At 35.1% G+C, this 21,506-nt stretch carries 18 protein-coding genes; 14 read left to right on the top strand and 4 right to left on the bottom strand.

Annotation, left to right across the window (positions count from 1 at the left end; all coding sequences use genetic code 11):
* Positions 1-38 precede the first annotated feature (38 nt).
* Together B0A80_RS13585 and B0A80_RS13580 are read left to right on the top strand one after the other, a co-directional pair.
* The gene (locus tag B0A80_RS13585) at positions 39-935 is read left to right on the top strand and encodes a LysR family transcriptional regulator (RefSeq protein WP_089077623.1); all 897 of its coding nucleotides are present in this window, start codon (positions 39-41) and stop codon (positions 933-935) included.
* Positions 936-1,009: 74 nt separating this feature from the next.
* Positions 1,010-1,975 (top strand): YeiH family protein, encoded by a 966-nt coding sequence (locus B0A80_RS13580; RefSeq protein ID WP_089077622.1) that lies wholly within the window; start codon positions 1,010-1,012, stop codon positions 1,973-1,975.
* A 10-nt stretch (positions 1,976-1,985) separates the two neighbouring features.
* On the opposite strand, the gene B0A80_RS13575 is transcribed toward B0A80_RS13580, so the two are convergent.
* Positions 1,986-2,939, bottom strand: a complete 954-nt coding sequence (locus B0A80_RS13575) for a glycoside hydrolase family 68 protein (RefSeq protein WP_089077621.1) — start codon at positions 2,937-2,939, stop codon at positions 1,986-1,988.
* A gap of 170 nt (positions 2,940-3,109) precedes the next feature.
* Between B0A80_RS13575 and B0A80_RS13570 the strand changes: the two genes are divergently transcribed.
* Entirely contained in the window at positions 3,110-4,108 is a 999-nt protein-coding gene (locus tag B0A80_RS13570; protein WP_070908085.1) for a zinc dependent phospholipase C family protein, read from the top strand.
* Positions 4,109-4,342: 234 nt separating this feature from the next.
* Here the strand turns inward: B0A80_RS13570 and B0A80_RS13565 are convergent, their stop codons facing one another.
* Positions 4,343-6,433: an LTA synthase family protein gene (locus B0A80_RS13565; RefSeq protein ID WP_089077620.1), complete on the bottom strand. Its 2,091-nt coding sequence runs from the start codon at positions 6,431-6,433 to the stop codon at positions 4,343-4,345.
* A 348-nt stretch (positions 6,434-6,781) separates the two neighbouring features.
* On the opposite strand from B0A80_RS13565, the gene B0A80_RS13560 reads away from it, so the two are divergent.
* From B0A80_RS13560 to hisIE, 10 genes are all read left to right on the top strand, one after another.
* Complete coding sequence (locus B0A80_RS13560; protein ID WP_017497493.1) at positions 6,782-7,447, top strand: response regulator transcription factor; 666 nt, start codon at positions 6,782-6,784, stop codon at positions 7,445-7,447.
* A complete protein-coding gene (locus B0A80_RS13555; RefSeq protein WP_089077619.1) occupies positions 7,448-8,848 on the top strand; it encodes a sensor histidine kinase in 1,401 nt (466 codons plus the stop codon).
* A gap of 309 nt (positions 8,849-9,157) precedes the next feature.
* Positions 9,158-10,015, top strand: coding sequence for an ATP phosphoribosyltransferase (gene hisG / locus B0A80_RS13550; protein ID WP_070908082.1), 858 nt, complete (start codon positions 9,158-9,160; stop codon positions 10,013-10,015).
* Positions 10,016-10,122: 107 nt separating this feature from the next.
* The gene (gene hisD, locus B0A80_RS13545) at positions 10,123-11,415 is read left to right on the top strand and encodes a histidinol dehydrogenase (RefSeq protein WP_089077618.1); all 1,293 of its coding nucleotides are present in this window, start codon (positions 10,123-10,125) and stop codon (positions 11,413-11,415) included.
* Positions 11,416-11,578: 163 nt separating this feature from the next.
* On the top strand, positions 11,579-12,625 hold the full coding sequence (hisC, locus tag B0A80_RS13540) for a histidinol-phosphate transaminase (protein WP_089077617.1): 1,047 nt from the start codon (positions 11,579-11,581) through the stop codon (positions 12,623-12,625).
* A 218-nt stretch (positions 12,626-12,843) separates the two neighbouring features.
* Positions 12,844-13,980: a bifunctional histidinol-phosphatase/imidazoleglycerol-phosphate dehydratase HisB gene (hisB, locus tag B0A80_RS13530; RefSeq protein WP_089077615.1), complete on the top strand. Its 1,137-nt coding sequence runs from the start codon at positions 12,844-12,846 to the stop codon at positions 13,978-13,980.
* 69 nt (positions 13,981-14,049) lie between these two features.
* Positions 14,050-14,637: an imidazole glycerol phosphate synthase subunit HisH gene (gene hisH / locus B0A80_RS13525; RefSeq protein WP_089077614.1), complete on the top strand. Its 588-nt coding sequence runs from the start codon at positions 14,050-14,052 to the stop codon at positions 14,635-14,637.
* Positions 14,638-14,711: 74 nt separating this feature from the next.
* Positions 14,712-15,437, top strand: coding sequence for a 1-(5-phosphoribosyl)-5-[(5-phosphoribosylamino)methylideneamino]imidazole-4-carboxamide isomerase (gene hisA / locus B0A80_RS13520; RefSeq protein WP_089077613.1), 726 nt, complete (start codon positions 14,712-14,714; stop codon positions 15,435-15,437).
* A 115-nt stretch (positions 15,438-15,552) separates the two neighbouring features.
* Positions 15,553-16,308 carry an imidazole glycerol phosphate synthase subunit HisF gene (gene hisF, locus B0A80_RS13515; protein ID WP_089077612.1) on the top strand — a complete coding sequence of 252 codons (756 nt, stop codon included), beginning with the start codon at positions 15,553-15,555 and terminating at the stop codon, positions 16,306-16,308.
* 152 nt (positions 16,309-16,460) lie between these two features.
* Positions 16,461-17,063: a bifunctional phosphoribosyl-AMP cyclohydrolase/phosphoribosyl-ATP diphosphatase HisIE gene (gene hisIE / locus B0A80_RS13510; RefSeq protein ID WP_317048188.1), complete on the top strand. Its 603-nt coding sequence runs from the start codon at positions 16,461-16,463 to the stop codon at positions 17,061-17,063.
* Between the two features lie 86 nt (positions 17,064-17,149).
* Here hisIE and B0A80_RS13505 read toward each other — a convergent pair whose 3' ends face one another.
* Positions 17,150-17,848: a carbohydrate-binding family 9-like protein gene (locus B0A80_RS13505; RefSeq protein WP_089077610.1), complete on the bottom strand. Its 699-nt coding sequence runs from the start codon at positions 17,846-17,848 to the stop codon at positions 17,150-17,152.
* 179 nt (positions 17,849-18,027) lie between these two features.
* On the opposite strand from B0A80_RS13505, the gene B0A80_RS13500 reads away from it, so the two are divergent.
* Positions 18,028-19,683: a M1 family metallopeptidase gene (locus B0A80_RS13500; protein ID WP_089077609.1), complete on the top strand. Its 1,656-nt coding sequence runs from the start codon at positions 18,028-18,030 to the stop codon at positions 19,681-19,683.
* 151 nt (positions 19,684-19,834) lie between these two features.
* On the opposite strand, the gene B0A80_RS13495 is transcribed toward B0A80_RS13500, so the two are convergent.
* Positions 19,835-21,379 carry a hypothetical protein gene (locus B0A80_RS13495; RefSeq protein WP_017497481.1) on the bottom strand — a complete coding sequence of 515 codons (1,545 nt, stop codon included), beginning with the start codon at positions 21,377-21,379 and terminating at the stop codon, positions 19,835-19,837.
* Between the last annotated feature and the right edge of the window lie 127 nt (positions 21,380-21,506).

Raw genomic sequence — 21,506 nt, 5'->3', positions numbered from 1 at the left:
CTTGAAACTTTAAACATGAAACAAAACTAAGTAATACAATGGATTTCAGGCTAAAAGTATTCTACACCGTTGCACTCCGTCTTAACTTTACTAAAGCGGCAACTGAATTATATATTTCACAGCCAGCGGTTTCCAAACACATTCAGGAACTTGAAGAAACTTATAAAACCAAGCTTTTCGAACGAAACGGTTCCAAAATCGCTTTAACTCCGGCAGGAGAAATTCTGCTAAAACACACCAAAAACATCTTTGAAATATATCGCGAAATAGACTTCGATATGAGCAGTTTTATTAACGATCGTCAAGGATTACTGAGGTTGGGAGCGAGCACAACGATTTCTCAGTACATTATTTCACCGGTATTAGCACGTTTTCATCAAAAACAAAAAGACATTAAAGTCAATTTGCTCAACGGAAATACAGAACAAATTGAGAATGCCTTAATCCATAAAGAAATCGAAATCGGAATTGTTGAAGGACAATCCAAAAACCAATCGATTAAATATACTCCGTTTTTAAAAGATGAACTGGTGCTGGTGTGCAATACCAAAAATCCGCTGATCAAACAAAATGAAATTTCACTGGAAGATTTAAAATCGATGAAATTCATTACCCGTGAGCGTGGATCTGGAACACTTGAAGTTATAGAATACTCTTTGAAGCAAGTTGGGGTGAAAATAAGTGATCTACAAATCGAAATGCAGTTAGGAAGTACCGAAAGCATTAAATCATATCTTCTAAATTCGGACTGCCTGGCTTTTATGTCCATACATGCAGTAGATAAGGAACTTAAAAACAATGAATTAATGACACTTGATGTCGCTAATTTGTCTGTTGAACGCTACTTCTACATCATTACTTTACTAGGTAAACCAAATGCATTAACCGAGCTTTTTATCCAAAATTTGTCCGCTTACTATAACCTAGAGTTATAGCCTATTGCGTTTTACGATTGGTAATTTTGATATAAACGACAGACCTTTGTACAAGAAATATCAAATTACTTATTTTGAAAACGAAACAACAAACATCGGTACATTTTTTTGAAATTAATCCTTATACGCAACAGGCAATTTTTGCGTTCATAATTGTTCTATGCCTATTTTCAATCATTTCACCTCCAATTGCTTTACTATTAGGAGTAATTCTGGTAAATGTCTTCGGGAATCCATTTGAAAAATTCAATGCGGTAGCGATTACTTATTTACTTCAATTTTCAGTGGTAGGTTTAGGCTTCGGAATGAATGCAACTACAGCGCTCTCTGCCGGAAAAGAAGGATTCTTACTTACTATATTATCCATTTTCAGCACTTTACTTTTAGGGACTTTCTTAGGGAAAGCATTCAAAACCGAGAAGAAAACCTCCCATTTAATTTCTTGCGGAACAGCTATTTGCGGAGGAAGCGCCATTGCGGCCATTGCACCGGTAATTAAATCTAATGAGAATCAGACCTCAATCGCTCTGGGAGTTATTTTTATTCTGAACTCTGTAGCATTGTTTGCGTTCCCCTTTATTGGACATCAACTCGACTTATCACAGAAAGACTTTGGATTATGGTGCGCCATAGCCATTCACGACACGAGTTCTGTAGTAGGTGCTGCCAATAAATACGGCACAGAAGCTTTACAAATTGCAACTACTGTGAAATTGGCCAGAGCCCTATGGATTATACCGATCTCTCTTTTAACCGCTGTGCTTTTTAAGAATAAAAACTCTAAAATCAAGATTCCGTATTTCATAGGTTTATTCATTCTCGCCATGCTTTTCAATACTTATGTGCCACAAACGGCTGTTATAGCACCACATATTGTTTCGATTGCCAAAATCGGTCTTACGATAACTTTATTCCTGATAGGAGCTACTTTAAGTGTCAATACTTTAAAATCAGTTGGCGCTAAACCTTTATTACAAGGAGTTGTTCTTTGGATATTTATTGCAGTTCTGGGGCTTGTGTCGATACTATTTTTCCACTAAAGAGAAATAGCTATTTCACATTCGAGAATCTAACAACAGGCTTATCAATCAGCTTATACTGTTTTCCTTTAAACGAAAAACGTCTTTCGATCTCGAAATTAAACTTCTTCTTAGTTTTGGCCATTGCAGCTATTTCATCAGGTAAAACGACTTCAAATTCATCATTAGCCTGGGCAGCTTTACTAAAGGAGCCGTTTGTTTTAACGACAATATCCCTAAAGTGTTTTTTGTTTGTATCCTTTACGACGGTGTAAGAACCGGACCATTCTACGCTAGCCACATTGGTGAGTTTGTAATTGTAAGACTCTAAAATAGGCTGGTACCTTCCGTCAAATCCGGCAATCAGATAGAGAATCCCTTCAAATGGACCGCCCGCACCACCATTTACATGGGTGAGGGTAAAGGCGTACTGATCTTCTCCAATTTCTACCAATTTTGGAGAAGGCGCCTGAGCAAAAGAGCCAAAAGCCGCAATAGCAGGTTGAAAAGACCTCATTTGCCAGGTTTGGTTATTTTTAGCAAACTTGGCTACGCCAACAAGTCCGCCGGAAAATCTTCCGGTCTGCAACCCGTCTTCGTCGTAAAAAGAATGATTAAAAAGCAGCAATTTAAACTGATTCCCTTTAGAATCTGTATAATCAAGAGTGCCCAAAACCCTGGTTGCAACGCCATTTTCATAAGGAAACAACTGATCGCCTTCGACACCATTGACATCAATATAGGCGGCAGGTTTGCAATTGCTGCATTTCCAGCTTATAAAAGTATTATGGTCGGAAAGATTATATAGTTTACCCGGAAACAATTGCTGCATTGTTTTCACCGAATTGAAAGGATCCGCTACCTGTAATGTTCTTTTGGTATTCAGAATCGTATCCTGAACATTTTTCAATTCGACAATATCTTCTTGTGCAAAACCGCTGGAAGTGAAGAGCAGGAAAAGAATTCCTACAGAAATGAGGCGCATATTTTTAGATTTAGATAAAAAGTAGCGAATTTACGAAGAAACTTTTAATTTGAATTTCAATTACTTCGGATTCAAAAAAAATAAATGAAGCTAAATTTTGCAATCTTTACGATTATTCCCTTTGAAATGTACATAAATAAAATAAATTTGCACCTCTAACAAAAATAAAAATGAAAAACTTAAAAATGAAACCAAGACTAATTGCATTATTCGCATTAGCAATTGGTTTTTTGACATTATCCTGGGGGATGGTTGGTCACGAACGTATTAATAAAGCCGCAGTTATGGCTTTGCCACACCCGCTTCAGGTATTCTTCTATAATCATATAGATTTTATTACACAGGAAGCCTCTGTACCGGACATTAGAAAATATGCCTTAAATTATAAAGACGAAAATCCAAGACATTATTTTGACATGGAGAGTTTTGGTAACCCAGCAGATTTCCCACAGACTTTAGAAGCAGCAAAGCAAAAATACGATGCCAAATTCTTAAACGAGAACGGAATTCTGCCTTGGTATATCGAAGAGATGATGGTAAAATTAACGAAAGCTTTTAAAGAGAAGAACAGAGCTGAAATCTTGTTTTTAGCTGCAGATTTAGGTCATTACGTTGGTGATGCACACATGCCATTGCATACCTCTTCAAATCATGACGGACAATTAAGCGATCAAAAAGGAATTCATTCCCTTTGGGAAAGCAGACTTCCGGAATTGTTTGTTAAAAACTACAGACTAAACGTTCCGCAAGCACAGTACTATGAGGATGTTCACAAAGCAACCTGGGACATGATTAATGATACTCACAGTTTAGTTCAGCCTTTGCTGGATGTAGATAAAAAGCTAAGAACAACAACTCCGGAAAATGAGACTTTTAAAATGGATGCTGATGGGAAAGTACTAAAGAGCAAATACAATACAGCTATTTTCTCTGACGAATATGCTAAAAAACTGCACAAAGAATTAAACGGAATGGTGGAGAATCAAATGAAGAAAGCCATTGCAGCAACAGCAAGTTTTTGGTACACAGCATGGGTAAATGCAGGAAAACCGGATTTAAGTGATTTGGACGCATTTGAGCTGACACAAAGAAATAATCAAGCCTTAAAAGATGATGCCAGATTATTTCAACAAGGAAACTTATTTGGAATGAAAAATCAGAATGATTAAATAGTTTACTTTATAAGTATTCAGTCGCAGTCACGGTCTCTGTACTGTGTTTAGTTTACAGATTATAGCTAATTATTATAATGAGAACAGCCTCAAATTCTAATGAATCTGAGGCTGTTTTTTTTGTAATATTTCTTATTTAATTTTATTTTAGACTTCATCCGCGATCAATACCGCAATAGTAAGCAGTATTCAACTGTGAGCACAACTGAATACTGCGACTGAGACTGAAAACTAACGCTGATACTTCTTCTCTTTAAGCATATAGGAAGCTGTTTGATAAAAAGAAATGGTTTCTTTTACCAAATCAGCTCTCTCTGTTTTCATCGGAGTTTCGTTGTAATCAATTTGAAATTCAGGAGCAATACCCGGTTTCGGGTTAATTTGCACATTAAACTGTTTTACCTGTTGCTTAGGCGACAAAATCGTCAGAACATTGTCTTTAATTAGCCCCATGTCCTGATAGGTGGCAATAAAAGCTCTGGGTTTATAATCCGGTTTTAAAACATCCTGACCAAAAAACTTACTTTCATAATTAAAATTTAATAATCCTAAGAGCGTTGGCATAACATCTATTTGCGACATTAACTGATTGTATTTTTGAGGTTTTCCATTCGGATCATAAATAAACCCCGGAATTCTATACTTATCTAAAGGAAGCTCAGTTTTTCCTGCACTTGAGGCACAGTGGTCGGCTACAATTACAAAAATGGTATTTTTGTACCAAGATTGTTTGCTTGCCATTTCAAAGAATCTTTTCAACGAATAATCTGTATATTTTACACCTCCTTCACGAGATTTTGCATCACCCGGAATATCAATTTTATTATTTGGATACGTAAAAGGTCTGTGATTACTTACCGTCATAATGTGATTAAAGAAAGGTCTGTTTTCCTTTTCCTCAGCATTCATAACCTTTATCGCTTTATTGTACATATCTTCATCACAAACACCCCAAACATTGGAGAAGGTAATTTCTTCAGGTGCAAAACTTGATTTGTCTACAATTTCATAACCATTTCCGGAAAAGAAATCCTGCATATTATCAAAGAAAGCATCTCCGCCATACAAATATTTCACCTTATATCCCTTTTGCTTAAAAATAGCTCCGGTAGAAAATTTGTTTTTATTGTCTTCTCTTTTTACAACACTTTCACCGGCAGTTGGAGGCAAACATAAAGTAACCGCTTCCAGTCCGCGAACTGTCCTGTTTCCGGTAGCATATAAATTGGTAAAAAGAAGACTCTTTTGAGCCAAACTATCTAAGAAAGGAGTAATGTTTTCCTCATTTCCATACATCTTCATAAAATCGGCACTATAACTTTCGATAGTAATCAGCACCACATTTTTATGATTTTCAAGCGAATCTCCGGTAATAGTTCTTTTAGTACTGTTTCCTTTAATAGTAGCGAATTGCTGTTTTAGAAGCGCAAAAGCCTCTTCATTAGGCAACGTTTTATAAAAATCAAAGTAATCAAGTTTACTGTTCTCAAATGCTAAGTAAAATTTGTATATACCGTTAGCCTGTAACTCGTTAACAAAAACATTCTTTGAGTTTTCCGTTTTTGCCAGCGTTGGAATCGCAATTAGTGAAACAGCAAATGCCCCAAGATAGATAGCAGTAATTTTTATTTTTTCACTTATAGTTGGAATATGATCAATATAATTTCTGGATTTTTTAAGTATAAAGTAAGTCACAATTCCGGTGACTAAAAATAAAGCCGAAAACAAAGGAATTACCGGATAGGACTCCATAATATTTCCAATAACCTCAGTAGTGTAAATCAAATAATTTACCGCAATAAAATTATACTTCACACCAAACTCATTCCAAAAGAAATATTCACTTAAACCATTTTGCAGAATTAGTAAAACATACAGGAAAATTACAAATGCAAACAACCAATATCTGATTTTATCCCTTAGCTTAGGCAGAAACAATAAAAGAGCAAAGAGAGCCATCTTAATTCCGATGAAAATCATAACGATCATTGGCAAAGCACCTCCATACTCGTCAAAGATACTTTTCCCGGAAGCTGCATAGATAAAGAGAACTGCAAAAATCCCAAGAATTATATAACCGGAAGGTTTATTATACTTAGAATTGGATATGAAAATCAGATAGAGCCATAAAAAAACACTTGCCACAACAAAAACAAAAAAATCAGAAACAAGTCCAAGTACAAAGATTTTTAAGCTCTGAATAATGGTAAATGAACTTTGTGTAATGGGATGAAAAAACAAAACAATTCTTAACAGAAAACTAACGATAAAATAAAATATCGCCAGATTGTAGATTGGGGAAAACTTTTTTGTGAGGGACATTAATAGCTTTTTAAGTTCAGATAATTATTAATTTAAAAGAGTTATTCATTTGCTTAAGATTGTAAAATTAGTAAAAATAACATACTTTTTTTAAGGATAAACAGCGAGTAGTCTCTTTTATAGTCAAATAGGAAAATATTACCGATTTTGACTTCTTTTTCAAACAAAAATAATCCCATTAAATTAATTCAGAATAAAGTTATGCTTTTGCCTTACTTAGTGTTAACTTAAGGTTTACTTAAGCAGGTTAATTTTCAGCTATTCTAATGGTATTAAGTCCTTTCTGACCTCAAAAGTCTTATCTTTGAAGGTAAATAATTACAGTTCAACTAAAATTACACTATTAAAATGCACATTCTAATCGTTGAAGATGAGTTAGGTATTGTTCAGTTTTTGCAACAAGGTCTGCAGGAAGAAGGATACCAAATTACGACAGCCAATGATGGCTCTAAAGCTTTTGAGCTGATTCACAGCCAACACTTTGATTTGATTTTATTAGACTGGATGCTTCCTAAAATTAACGGATTAGATTTGTGCAGAGCCATTAGAGTTAAGGATCAGAAAACCCCAATTATTTTTTTGACCGCTAAAGATACTGTACAGGAAACGATAGAAGGCCTGAAAGCAGGAGCAAATGACTACATCAAAAAACCTTTTAGCTTTGAGGAATTGGTGGAACGCATCAAAATACACTTTAGAAATCAAAAAGGTTCAGAAGATTTGACTTTGGGCACTATTAAAATAGATTTGTTAAAACATATCGTTCTAAAAAACAATGAGGAAGTTGCGCTGACCCAGAGAGAATTTGAACTCTTAAAATATCTTATTCAGAATAAAGGAAAAGTCTGCACACGAAATCAAATATTAAAAGATGTTTGGGAAATAAACTTCGAATACGATACTGGTGTAATCGATGTTTTTATGAATGCCATCCGAAAAAAGCTCAATTTAAAAATTGAAGAAGATTATATTAAAACTATACGCGGTATCGGTTATATCGCTAACGATTTATAAATGACACAACTTTCTTTTAAAAACAGAATTGCTTTAAATTACATCATTACAACGGGATTATTAATTTTAGCCGTTTTCTCCGTCATTTATTCTATTGTAAAACACACGGTTTACAGTCATATCGATGAAAAAATAAAAGTTGAAATTCAAAATCACCTCCAGGAAATCAAAGAGGTAAAGGGAAAAGTAATTTTAATTGATGAAGAAGAATGGAACGAAAGAGAACACAACACGGTAGATGTCAATCCCGTTTTTGTAGAGTTCCTCGATCTGAATAAAAAAATCATTGAAAAAGCACCGAATCTAAAAACCCAAATCCTTAAATTTAATGATTCTGTTGAAGATTTTGAACTCTTTGACACCAAAATGGGAGACCATGCGATCCGACAAATTCAGGTTCCGCTTCATCTTAAGGAGAAGAAAATTGGATATGTAATCGTTGCCATGTCCCTGGCCGATTCTAAAATGGTATTGAACAACCTGTTTGATATCATGTCACTTTCTTTTTTAGGCATTCTGATCCTGTTATTTTTCATCGCCAGATTCTTTGCGGGACGAAGCATAAAACCCATCAATGAAATCATTAATACCTCAAAAATTATCACCAAAGACAATTTAAAGACACGTATTGCATTACCGAGAACTAAGGATGAATTGTACACGCTTTCGAAAACGATAAACAATCTTTTAAACCGAATTGAACATGCAATTGAACGCGAAAAAGAGTTTACCTCTGATGCTTCTCATGAACTAAGAACACCTCTTACTGTTATTAAAGGGACACTCGAAGTACTAATCCGTAAACCTCGTGATAACAAAGAATACGAAGATAAAATAAACTATTGCATAAAAGAAGTCGACCATCTGAATATGCTTGTAGATCAACTGCTGTTGATGGCTCGTTTTGAAAATCAGAAGAAAAATATCAATACCGAATCTGTTTATCTAAATGGGGTAATTTTAGACGTTTTCAGATTAAACTCCGAAAGAATTAACAATCAGCAGATCAAAATTAAATTTGATACTCGTCAGGATTATTATATTGAGTCGGATAACTTTTTAGTCATTACCATACTTAGAAATATAATTTCGAATGCTATTAAATATTCACACAATGGAGGAGAGGTAACTGTTCTGCTCTCCGAAGAGAATGAAAAGACAATCTGTAGGATTTCAGATAACGGTATTGGTATTGCAAAGCAAGATTTAGACGCTATTTTTAGTCCGTTCTTTAGATCCAATTCTACGGAACATCCGGAAATTAAAGGAACCGGATTAGGGCTTTCCATCGTAAAAAGGGTAACTGAACTACTTCATATCAAGTTTAAAATGGAAAGTGAAATAGGGATAGGTACCACTGTCATTCTATACTTTGATCAAAATAAAAAAGCCCTTTTATAGCTTCTAAAAGGCCTGTAAAATTAAGCCTTGAAAGATTTTTTAACAATAAAATACCATTAAGTTAAAATAAAAAATGCTTTTTTATGAAAATAACTACTATATTTGCAACCGAATCAAAGAATTAAAAAATAAAACAAGACATGATTTCTAATCAATTACATCATCATCATTTTCATTATTGCTCTCAGGCGATGTGTTAATGGTATGCGTGTAAATCATCATATTTTAAAACCCGTTTGAGTACATCAAACGGGTTTTTTTATACCACTTCTTTGTACTCAGACTATTTAATTCTAAAAAACTAAAAAAATGAGTACATTAAAAATTGCAATTCAAAAATCAGGTCGATTAAACGAAGACAGCATTCAAATTCTTAAAGATTGTGGTATTTCAATCAACAACGGAAACGATCAGCTTAAAGCCGAAGCTTCCAACTTTCCTTTAGAAGTTTTATACCTTCGAAACTCAGACATTCCGCAGTATTTAATTGATGGAGTGGTTGATCTTGCTATCGTTGGCGATAATTTACTTGTGGAGAAAGGTCGACAAATTGAAGTAATTCAAAAACTGGGTTTTTCTAAGTGTAAAGTTTCTGTTGCAGTCCCTAAAACCTTTGAATACAATTCGATACAGGATTTATCAGGTTTGCGTGTTGCAACATCATATCCCAATACTGTGAACGAGTATTTTAATTCTTTTGGATTAACCGTCGATATTCACCAAATTTCAGGTTCTGTAGAAATTGCTCCTAACATCGGACTTGCAGATGCCATTGTAGATATTGTTTCCAGCGGAAGCACCTTATTCAAAAACAATTTAAAAGAGGTTGAAGTAATTCTTAAAAGTGAAGCTGTTCTGGCAGTTTCGCCAAAAGTATCTCCCGAAATTCAAAAACACATTGATACTTTAAAATTTAGAATTCAGTCTGTTTTAAGAGCGAGAAACTCCAAATACATCCTAATGAACGTGCCTAACGATAAAATCGAAGCAATTGGAAAAATTCTGCCGGTGCTTCGAAGCCTTACCGTTTTGCCACTTGCACAGGAAGGATGGAGCAGCGTTCACTCGGTAATTGACAAAGACACCTTTTGGGATGTAATTGACCAATTAAAAGAGGAAGGAGCAGAAGGAATCTTAGTGTGTCCAATTGAGAAAATGGTTCTGTAGTGTGCTTCGCACGCTTTAAGCAATAGGCTGTAAGCTAAATGCTTTGAAAAATTAAAAAAAAAGAAACTGCTTATAGCCTAAAGCTTAAAGCATAAAGCAAAAAAAAAATGAATAAAATAAACAATCCGAAACCAGATACCTGGTCAGAAATTCTAAAACGACCAACTAAAACGATCGATGATATCGAAGTCACAGTAAAGGAAATTTTTAAAGAAGTACAGAAAAAAGGGGATGAAGCTGTGGCTAAATACACTTCTATTTTTGACGGAATTACTCTGGAAAACTATGAAGTTTCATCTGAGGAAATCCAGGAAGCCAATTGTAGCATTTCAGAAGAACTAAAAGCGGCTATTCAGTTAGCAAAAGAAAACATATATAAATTTCACAGTGCTCAAAAAACCGATAAGATCTCAATTGAAACGGCTGAGGGAGTCAACTGCTGGCAGGAAAAAAGACCTATTCAAAAAATTGGTCTATACATTCCGGGAGGAACAGCACCTTTGTTTTCAACTGTTCTAATGTTGGCCGTTCCTGCCGGAATTGCTGGTTGTAAAGAAATAGTAATGTGTTCTCCGCCTGATAAATCCGGGAAAATAAACCCTGCCATTCTATATGCCGCTACTTTATGTGGTGTAACCAAAATCTTAAAAGTGGGAGGAATTCAGGCCATTGCCGGAATGACATTTGGAACAAACTCAATCCCTAAAGTGTATAAAATTTTCGGGCCAGGAAATCAATTTGTAACTGTAGCAAAACAGTTGGCAACTCAATTTGGAGTAGCCATCGATATGCCAGCCGGACCTTCAGAATTACTGGTCGTAGCTGATGACACTGCTGTACCAGCGTTTGTTGCCTCCGATTTACTGTCTCAGGCAGAACACGGAACAGACAGTCAGGTGATTCTGGTTTCGACTTCTAAAAGATTAATTGAAGCAGTTGAAAAAGAGATCCAGGTTCAAATTGAAGAACTTCCCCGAAAAACCATCGCTAAAAAAGCCATTGAAAATTCAAAGCTAATTTATGTAGAAAACGATCAAATCGCTTTAGATTTAATTAATGAGTACGGACCGGAACATTTTATCATTTGCTCTCAATACGATGATTTCTACTGTAATGGTATTATCAACGCAGGTTCTGTGTTTATAGGCAATTACACCCCTGAAAGTGCGGGAGACTATGCGTCAGGAACCAATCATACTTTACCAACAAACGGCTATGCCAAAAATTATAGCGGCGTAAATCTGGACAGTTTTGTAAAATCAATGACCTTTCAGAAAATATCTAAGGAAGGAATTCAGAAAATTGGCAGCGCCATTGAAATTATGGCTGAAGCTGAAGGATTACAAGCTCACAAGAATGCAGTTACATTACGATTAAAGAGTTTGAAGGAAAGAGTATAGAGGCAAGAGGCAAGAGGCAAGAATATAGAAGCAAGAATATAGAGCAAAGACTATAGAACATACAAGTAAAGGATACGGTAGCTACTGACCAGACAAAAAGTCTACTATCTTGACTCTTGGCTCTATACTCTATTCTCTAAAGAAAAAAAAGAAAAAAAAAAAAATGAAATTAGATATAAACACGATAACAAGAGAGAATGTAAAATCTTTGAAGCCGTACTCATCAGCTCGTGACGAGTTTGAAGACTTTGATACTGCCGAGATGATTTTTCTGGATGCGAATGAAAATCCGTTTCAAACTGGAGTAAATCGTTACCCTGATCCGCAACAACTTTCGGTTAAAGCCATTTTGGCAAAGAATAATAAGGTAAAAACAAGCCAGATTTTATTAGGAAACGGAAGTGATGAAGTTCTCGATTTACTCTTCAGAGCTTTCTGCGAACCTAAAATAGACAATATTATTTCGCTTCCGCCAACATACGGGATGTACAGCGTTCTGGCTGACATTAATGCAGTCGAGAACAGAGAAGTTCTACTTTCAACTGATTTTCAGCCACAAGTAGATCAAATCTTAGATACTGTTGACGATTCTACTAAAATTATCTTTTTATGCTCTCCAAACAATCCTACGGGAAATTCATTTTCAGATGAGAGCGTTGTAAAACTACTTCAGAATTTTAAGGGTTTAGTTGTGATTGACGAGGCTTATATAGACTTTTCAAAAAAGGAAAGCTGGCTGACGGAGATCGATGAATATCCAAACTTGATCATCACGCAAACCCTTTCAAAAGCCTACGGACTAGCAGGAATCCGATTAGGAATTTGTTACGCTTCCGAAGCTGTGATTTCGGTTCTCAACAAAATAAAACCTCCTTATAACGTAAACGAATTAACCCAGCAGAGAGCTATAAATCGTTTGAATAATCCCGAAACAATAAAGAATGAAATAGCTTCAATTATCGAACAAAGAGAAGAGTTAGTTAAAGTTTTACTTGAGGTAAGTTTTGTAGAAAAAGTATATCCAACTGAAGCTAATTTTGTTTTGGTAAAAGTAGACGATGCCAATAAAAGATACGATCAGTTAATTGAAAAAGGAATCGTAATCCGAAACAGAACCAGTCAGCCTTTATGCGAAAACTGCCTTCGTTTGACGATTGGCATTCCGGAAGAAAACGCTGTTTTGATTAAAGAATTGAAATTATTGAAATAAAATTTAACCGCAAAGCTCGCAAAGAATTACGCGAAGTACGCAAAGTTTTCTTGCCACAGATTATACAGATTAAAAGAATTTTTATTTTGCCACAAATTTCTCGAATTTTCACTAATTCAATTCGTTTTAATTTGTGAATTCGTGGCGAAAAATTAAACACAAGGAATAAAAAAATCATTATAATCTATATAATCTGTGGCAAAACAAAAATATAAACTATGAAAAAAGTACTTTTTATCGATCGTGACGGAACGATTGTTTTAGAACCTGAAAATTACCAACTAGATGCTTTGGAGAAAGTAGAATTTTATCCAAAAGCTTTTCAATACTTAGCTAAAATTGCCAACGAACTAGATTACGAATTGGTAATGGTTACCAATCAGGACGGTCTGGGAACAGATAGTTTTCCGGAAGAAACGTTTTGGCCAACGCAAAATTTTATCTTAAAAGCATTTGAGAATGAAGGAATTAAATTTGATGCTGTCTTCATCGACAGATCTTTTCCGGAAGATAATACCCCAACAAGAAAGCCAAGAACCGGGATGCTTACACAATACATCGATAACCCGGAATATGATTTAGAAAATTCTTTTGTTTTAGGAGATCGTTTGACGGATGTTGAATTAGCTAAAAATCTGGGAGCGAAGGCTATTTTTATCAATGATAATGACGGAATCGGGAGCAATGAAATTTCTTCTAAACGGGAAGAATTAGACCAAACGATTGTGCTTCAGACAATGAATTGGAAAACGATCTATGAGTTTTTAAAGCTAGAAGCACGTTCAGCCTCGATTACTCGTAAAACGAATGAAACAGACATTTTTATTAATTTGAATCTGGATGGAACGGGAAAAAGTAAAATTGAAACCGGAATTGCATTTTTTGACCACATGTTAGATCAAATTTCCCGTCACGGACAAATGGATTTAGAAATACTGGTGAAAGGTGATTTGGAAGTGGATGAACACCACACCATTGAAGACACCGCAATTGCTTTGGGAGAAGTTTTCGCCAAAGCACTGGGAAATAAACTGGGAATCGAACGCTATGGCTTTTGTTTGCCTATGGACGATTGTCTGGCACAGGTCGCAATCGACTTTGGAGGAAGAAACTGGCTGGTTTGGGAAACCGAATTCAAGCGCGAAATGGTCGGTAAAATGCCAACAGAAATGTTTTTTCACTTCTTTAAATCATTTTCAGATGGTGCAAAAGCAAACATCAACATCAAAGCTGAAGGAACCAATGAGCACCACAAAATCGAGGCAATTTTTAAAGCTTTCGCAAAAGCGATAAAAGTGGCAGTGAAAAGAGATACGGAGAAAATGATTTTACCCTCAACAAAGGGAATGTTGTAAAACGCTATAAGCTATAAGCAATAGGTAATAAGCCTAAAGCTTAAGGCCTAAAGCATAAAGCTTTTATTAATGAAAATAGTAATCATAAACTACGGCGCAGGAAATATTCAAAGCATCATGTTTGCAGTAGAAAGACTCGGTTTTAAAGCGGTTTTGAGCAATAACCCTGATGAAATTCAAAAGGCCGACAAAGTAATTTTTCCGGGAGTAGGAGAAGCAAGTTCAGCAATGACCAAACTGAAAGAAAGCGGTTTGGATCGTTTGATTCCGAACTTAAAGCAGCCTGTTTTAGGAATTTGCCTCGGAATGCAATTAATGTGTAATGCAACTGAAGAAGGGAACACGGGAGGTTTGGGAATTTTTGACGTAGATGTCATAAAATTTACATCTAATGTAAAAGTACCACAAATGGGGTGGAATCAGATTTATAATCTAAAATCGGATCTGTTCAAAGACATTGCCGAAAATGAATTTATGTACCTGGTACACAGTTTCTACGCACCAAATTGCCAATATATGATCGCAACAACAAACTATGATGTAGAGTACGCATCGGCATTACAAAAAGATAATTTTTATGGAACGCAATTTCACCCTGAAAAGAGTGGTGATGTTGGGGAGAAAATATTAGAGAATTTTTTGAAATTAAATGATTGAATAATCCAAAGATTAAAAAATGGAACTAAATCTTTAAATTATTCAATTTTAAATCTTTTAATAAAATAAACAAAATGAGAATAATACCCGCCATAGATATTATAGACGGAAAATGTGTTCGCTTATCGAAAGGCGATTATGACACTAAAATAATTTACAATGAAAATCCTCTCGAAGTTGCCAAATCATTTGAAGCTCACGGAATCGAATACCTGCATTTAGTCGATTTAGACGGTGCCAAGTCAAGTAAAATTGTCAATTACAAAATCTTAGAGCAAATTGCGACACAAACGAGCTTACAAATTGATTTTGGAGGCGGTTTAAAATCAGATGAGGATTTAAGAATTGCCTTTGAAAGTGGGGCAAACCAAATTACAGGTGGAAGTATTGCTGTAAAAAATAAAGAAATATTCCAAAAATGGATCTCTCAATATGGTTCCGGGAAAATTATACTAGGCGCTGACGCCAAAGACGAAAAAATTGCCGTTTCAGGCTGGTTAGAAAATTCAGACGAAGATCTGATTCCGTTCATTCAGGAGTATCAAAATAAAGGAATTCAATACGTTATTTGTACAGATATTGCAAAAGATGGAATGTTAGAAGGCCCAAGTTTTGATTTGTATCAAAAAATACTAAGCGAAGCTGTTGGTGTAAAATTGATCGCATCAGGCGGAATTTCAACGTTTGACGAATTGCCTAAACTAGCCGAACTGGGTTGTGAAGGAACAATCATCGGAAAAGCTATTTATGAAGGAAGAATTTCTTTGAAACAATTGGAGAATTTTATAATAAGAAAATAAGGTAATTAAATAATGAGATAATTGGAAAATGAGAAAATTAGATAATTTGATAACTCAGAAACAATCGTAAAAAATTATCTCATTTTCTAATTCCCTAATTAACAAATTAAAAAAAATGTTAGCAAAAAGAATCATACCCTGTTTAGATATAAAAAATGGGAGAACCGTAAAAGGGGTTAATTTCGTTGATCTCCGGGATGCAGGGGATCCGGTTGAGTTGGCAGAACTGTATTCAGCAGAAGGTGCCGATGAACTGGTTTTTCTGGATATTTCAGCCACTGAAGAACGCCGTAAAACGCTTGTTAATATGGTTCGAAATGTCGCAGAGAAGATCAATATTCCATTTACTGTCGGAGGTGGAATTTCGAGCGTTGAAGATGTTGAAATTTTACTGAACAATGGCGCAGATAAAGTTTCGATCAATTCCTCGGCAGTCAAGAATCCACAGCTAATTAATGAATTGGCTCAGAAATTTGGAAGTCAGTGTGTGGTCGTCGCTATAGATGCCAAACAAATTAACGGACAATGGATCGTACATTTGGTAGGAGGAAAAGTACCAACCGAACTCAATTTATTCGATTGGGCAGTTGAAGTGGCAGAACGTGGAGCAGGAGAGATATTATTTACTTCGATGGACAATGACGGCACTAAAAACGGATTTGCGAATGAGGCACTCGCTAAACTTTCAGCACTCGTTAATATTCCGATAATTGCTTCGGGTGGTGCAGGAAATATTCAGCATTTTGTAGACTCATTTAAGGAAGGTAAAGCCGATGCCGCCTTAGCCGCGAGTGTTTTTCACTTTAAAGAGATTCAAATAAAAGCATTGAAAGAAGAGCTTAGAAATAATGGGATTGAAGTTAGGGTTTAGAGTAAAGAAAATAGAACAAAGAGAATAGACTAAAAAAAAAAATATTCTGGTAATCTACAATCTGAACTCTAAAGTCTAGAATAAAAAGAGTACGATATAATTAAAAAACAAAAAGAATTCAGCAATCTAGAATCTGAACTCTAAAATCTAAAATAACTATGAACGTAGATATAAAAAGTGCACACGGATTAATTCCGGCAATCATTCAGGATGCAGAAACCAGGAATGTACTGATGCTGGGATATATGAACGAAGAATCCCTTCAAAAAACAATGGAAACTCAAAAAGTAACCTTTTTCAGCCGATCCAAACAAAGATTGTGGACAAAAGGCGAGGAGAGCGGTAACTTTTTAAACCTGGTAAGCATCAAAAATGACTGCGATGGAGATACACTTTTAATCCAGGCAATCCCTGTAGGACCAACCTGTCACACAGGAGCAGACACCTGCTGGCAGGAAGAAAACAAAGAAAACTACGGTTTTATTTCCACCTTAGAAAACACCATCAAAACTCGCAGGGAAAATGCTGATTCTGAGAAAAGCTACGTCGCTTCACTATTCGAAAAAGGAATTAATAAAATTGCCCAAAAAGTGGGTGAAGAGGCAGTAGAAGTAGTTATCGAAGCTAAAGATGATAATGATGATTTATTTCTTAGCGAAAGTGCTGATTTGCTTTTTCATTACCTAATCTTATTGCAAGCCAAAGGCTATCAGCTTAATGATGTTGTTGATGTTCTGAAAAAGCGTCAGAAGTAAAAAGTTTAGTTTCAAGTTTCAGGTTTCAAGTTTCAAGTTGTGTGGGGTAACCTGAAACTTGAAACCTGAAACAAATTAGCCGACAGTTACTCTACAAACTCAAAAACTGCAAACGCCTGTGGTTGATGAAAACCAAATTTAGAACTTTTATAATCTTGTAAAGCAAGGTATTCAGTGGTATTACCGTAATCAATTCTAAAAGTATTTCCTCGCCACTTAGTTCCCACTTTTGGTGTTGAAAAATTACCGTTTTTAATCGTATTCAGACTTGAGAAAGGAATTTTAATTTCAGTATTGAATCCTTCGTTTGTTATTTTGCTTTGTGTTTCCAATCCCAAAACATCAAACGCTATATTCATGTTCCATCCGCCACAAGCTGGTGAGATACACTTTAACAGTAAATCATAATAAGAAGAATAGGCGTTCACGCCAATTTCGAGATAGTTTTCCCCATTACCGTCTGCATCAATAAAAATTTCAACCAAATCATCAGTATTAAAAATTTCAGTGTCTTTTTGCTGTGTCTTACCCATAATTTTAGAATCAATCGAACGATAGGCAATATATAGGTTATCATTATCCCATGCAAAAGAAACATACGTATCCTGGGTCGCCTTTTTTCCAGAATCATGAATCACAAATGGTCCCAGAAAAGGAGTCTTCCAATCTGATAAATTGCCATCAATAGTTACTTTTTGAATTGTTCTTGGAATAAGAATATTTTGCGAATAAGTTGTGATCGAGCACATCAAACAGAGTAGGATAGCAATTTTAAGAATTCTCATAAATAGCGTATATGAATTTGATTGGCTAAAATACAGAAGAATAAACGAATTTTAACATTAATTTCTAGAATCCTCTCTATTAAATCAGTCAAAACTTGATTCGAATGTTTACATTTGTTGAAGTGTAAACGGCTCAAAAAGCCTTCTTAATTTCGACTAAAAGAAAATATCTGTTTCATATGAAAAAATACTTCGGTGGCGTTTGTATCGCCTTTCTATTTGGCTTTACTGCCAATGCACAAGGACTTTTGAATAAGTCAGAAACTATTTTTACACATCAGGACACTTTACGCGGAAGCATCACAAAAGAAAGAGCCTGGTGGGATTTAAAATACTATCATCTTGATATAAAAGTGAGTCCAAAAGAGAGAACAATTTCAGGTTCAAATACAATCCGTTATACTGTTTTAACCCCATACGATAAGATGCAGATTGATTTGCAGGAACCAATGCAAATTACGAAAGTAACACAGGATGGAAAAGAATTACAGTTTAAAAGAGACGGAAATGCCTTTTTTATTACGCTGACTGAAAAGCAAAAAGTGGGCGATACCAAAGAAGTGGTAGTAAGTTTTACTGGAAAACCAAGAGAAGCCGTGAAGGCACCTTGGGACGGCGGAATCAGCTGGAAAAAGGACAAAAATGGTAAAGATTTTATCGCTTCATCCTGTCAGGGACTGGGAGCAAGTGTATGGTGGCCAAACAAAGATCATATGTATGATGAAGTCGAAAACATGTTGATCAGCGTAAACGTTCCCGGTGACCTTACTGAGGTTTCGAACGGAAGATTAAAAAGCGTTAAAAAGGAAAAGGATGGAACTAAAACCTTCAACTGGTATGTTTCAAATCCCATCAACAACTACGGTGTAAACATCAATATCGGCGATTATGTTAATTTCTCAGAAGTATACAAAGGCGAAAAAGGAGATTTAGATTGTAACTATTATGTTTTAAGAGACAATCTTGCTTTGGCAAAGGAACAGTTCAAAGATGTACCAAAAATGCTAAAAGCTTTTGAAAACTGGTTTGGACCTTATCCTTTTTATGAAGACAGTTACAAATTGGTCGAAGTACCCTATCTGGGAATGGAACACCAAAGCAGCGTGACTTACGGGAATGGCTATAAAAATGGTTATTTAGGACGTGATTTAAGCGGAACAGGCTGGGGATTAAAATTTGATTTTATCATTATCCATGAATCAGGTCACGAATGGTTTGCCAACAATATCACGTACAAGGATATTGCGGATATGTGGATTCACGAGAGCTTTACTAATTACTCTGAAAGTCTTTTCCTGGAGTACTACTACGGAAAAGATGCCGCTGCAGAGTACGTAATTGGATGCCGTAAAGGGATTCAGAACGACAAACCTATCATTGGTAATTATGACGTAAACAACGAGGGATCAGGTGATATGTATCCAAAAGGAGCCAACATGCTGCACATGATGCGTCAGATTATAAATGATGATGCCAAATGGAAATCGATTTTAAGAGGTTTAAATAAGACTTTCTATCACCAAACTGTGACAAGCAAGCAAATCGAGGATTATATCAACACACAATCCGGAATTAATTTTAATAGAGTATTTGCTCAATATTTAACCACAACAAAAATCCCGGTTTTTGAGTACATGTTTAAAAACGGAACTTTCGGTTACCACTGGACCAATTGCGTTTCTAAATTTGATATGCCCGTAAGAGTAAAATTAAACGGAGTGGAAACATGGTTAAAACCAACAACCGAATGGCAGTCTGAAAAAACTACTAATGAAGACAGAAAGGTCGAAGTAGATAAAGATTTCTATGTAACAACTTCGAATATAGTCGAATAAAAGATTGATAAATTTCAATAAAAAATCCCAAATTCCAATCTAAAGGTATTTGGGATTTTTTGTGTCTAATTAAAATTAAGCGGATAAGTTTTAAGAACCTATCCAGTTTGTCAGTATAAAATGATTATCAAATTGACTAATCATCTAATTATTATCGACTATTCAACTTCGCCTTTTCTTTAATAATATCGGCGATCTTTTTGTTGTCGATTTTACTTTCCAGCCATGAAATAATATCAAGGTATAAAAAGGCTCTTTTCTCATAAGTATTCTTCTCCAGTTCGATAAAGCGAGCTCTCATTTTGATAAACTCCTTTTTAATATCGGCAGGGTAGAAGTTATTCAGGTTTTTCATAAACTTGATAATCTCTTTCTGAACCTCATGTAAATCATTCATTTTTAAGAGGAACTTATACGTGTTCTTCAAATGATTTTCCAAATAATAATCCTTACCCAATTCGTAATGTGCAATCAAAGACAAAAGTCTTGCAAAGCACATTAAATCTTCACGCATCGACAGATTTTTATTGTTGATGATCTTATCCAAATAATTAATCGATTCATTGTACTTTTCAGTACCAAAATAAATAGAGGCAATTTTATAGTAAAACAACATCTCGTGATGCTCATCAAGATGTTCGCTGTGAAGTTTTATTTTCTGCAGAATCTCCGGAATAAGATATTCACTTTCAGCAAAAGTTCCTTCCAGTATGTGAAGGTTCAACTTATTATTATAAACGTACAGAAAAGAAAGCGATGCAATATTATCATTTACCGGAAACCTTGGATCGGCAATGGTTTCTTCTAAAAGCGTCAGGTATTTTTTGAAATTCGACTTGTATTTCAACATATACAACGACTCCAGAAAATAATGATTCCCCTTTAAGAAAAAAACCGGGTTCAGGTAAATCATATTAGGATTATCATAAAACAATCTCACCCATTTGTAGGCATATTTATAACTCGCTAAGAAGTCCTGAACCAGAAAACTACGCCAAAGATTAGCATTGTAAAACCAATACTTTTCCCTAAAACCAAACTTACTTTCGTCTAATTTTGAAATATGCTTATTGAAGTAATCGTCAATGTATTTGTACTCTTCGTCGCTTTTTACATAGCCGGTTTTTAGCATGATTCCGTACAACTGCAACGATAAATTCGATAATTTACTTGAAATGGTATTGCGATAATTCAGTTCTTTGGCCTGAATCACTAATTCGTCGGCACGTCCCTGAATACTTCGGGTAATGTATTGCGATTCGATTAGTTTTTCGAATTCTACAATTTCATACGCCATATATTTCTCGTCATTCTCAAGCGCCAGTTGTTTTGTTTTGTCCAGAATCTTCAAACTCTGTTTGTACAAACCTTTATTGTATAAAATAACGGCAAAATCAATTTGTTCCCGCAACTGATAACGAATATTCTGACTCGGAATATTCAAGCGTATACTCACTAAAATCTGTTTGTATAAGTATGATTTTAAATTAGATAGCTGAACCTTTTTAATAATACCACTCTTGAGAATCAGCTTTTCATCATACGTTTCAGACTTATCCAGAATGTTAAATAATTCGATGAATTTGGTATTCGAACTCGTCTCTAAACGACTTGCAAAAATCTTAAACTGCCTTTTTTCGGATTTAGAAAGTGATTTTATTAATACAAATAAGAAATCTTTTTGATGGTTAGCCATTGTAAAATATAATAATATAACTTATTGATTTTTAGTTAATTAACCTGCTTTAAAATGTTTTATGAACAGTATAATTTCATTAAAATGAATTTCGTGCCGGCAAAGTACAATATATATTTGTTATCAA

The organism is Flavobacterium tructae, from assembly GCF_002217475.1.
Lineage (GTDB): Bacteria > Bacteroidota > Bacteroidia > Flavobacteriales > Flavobacteriaceae > Flavobacterium > Flavobacterium tructae.
The sequence above is the reverse complement of the archived record's forward strand: the minus strand, read 5'-3'. Positions and strand labels throughout refer to the sequence as shown.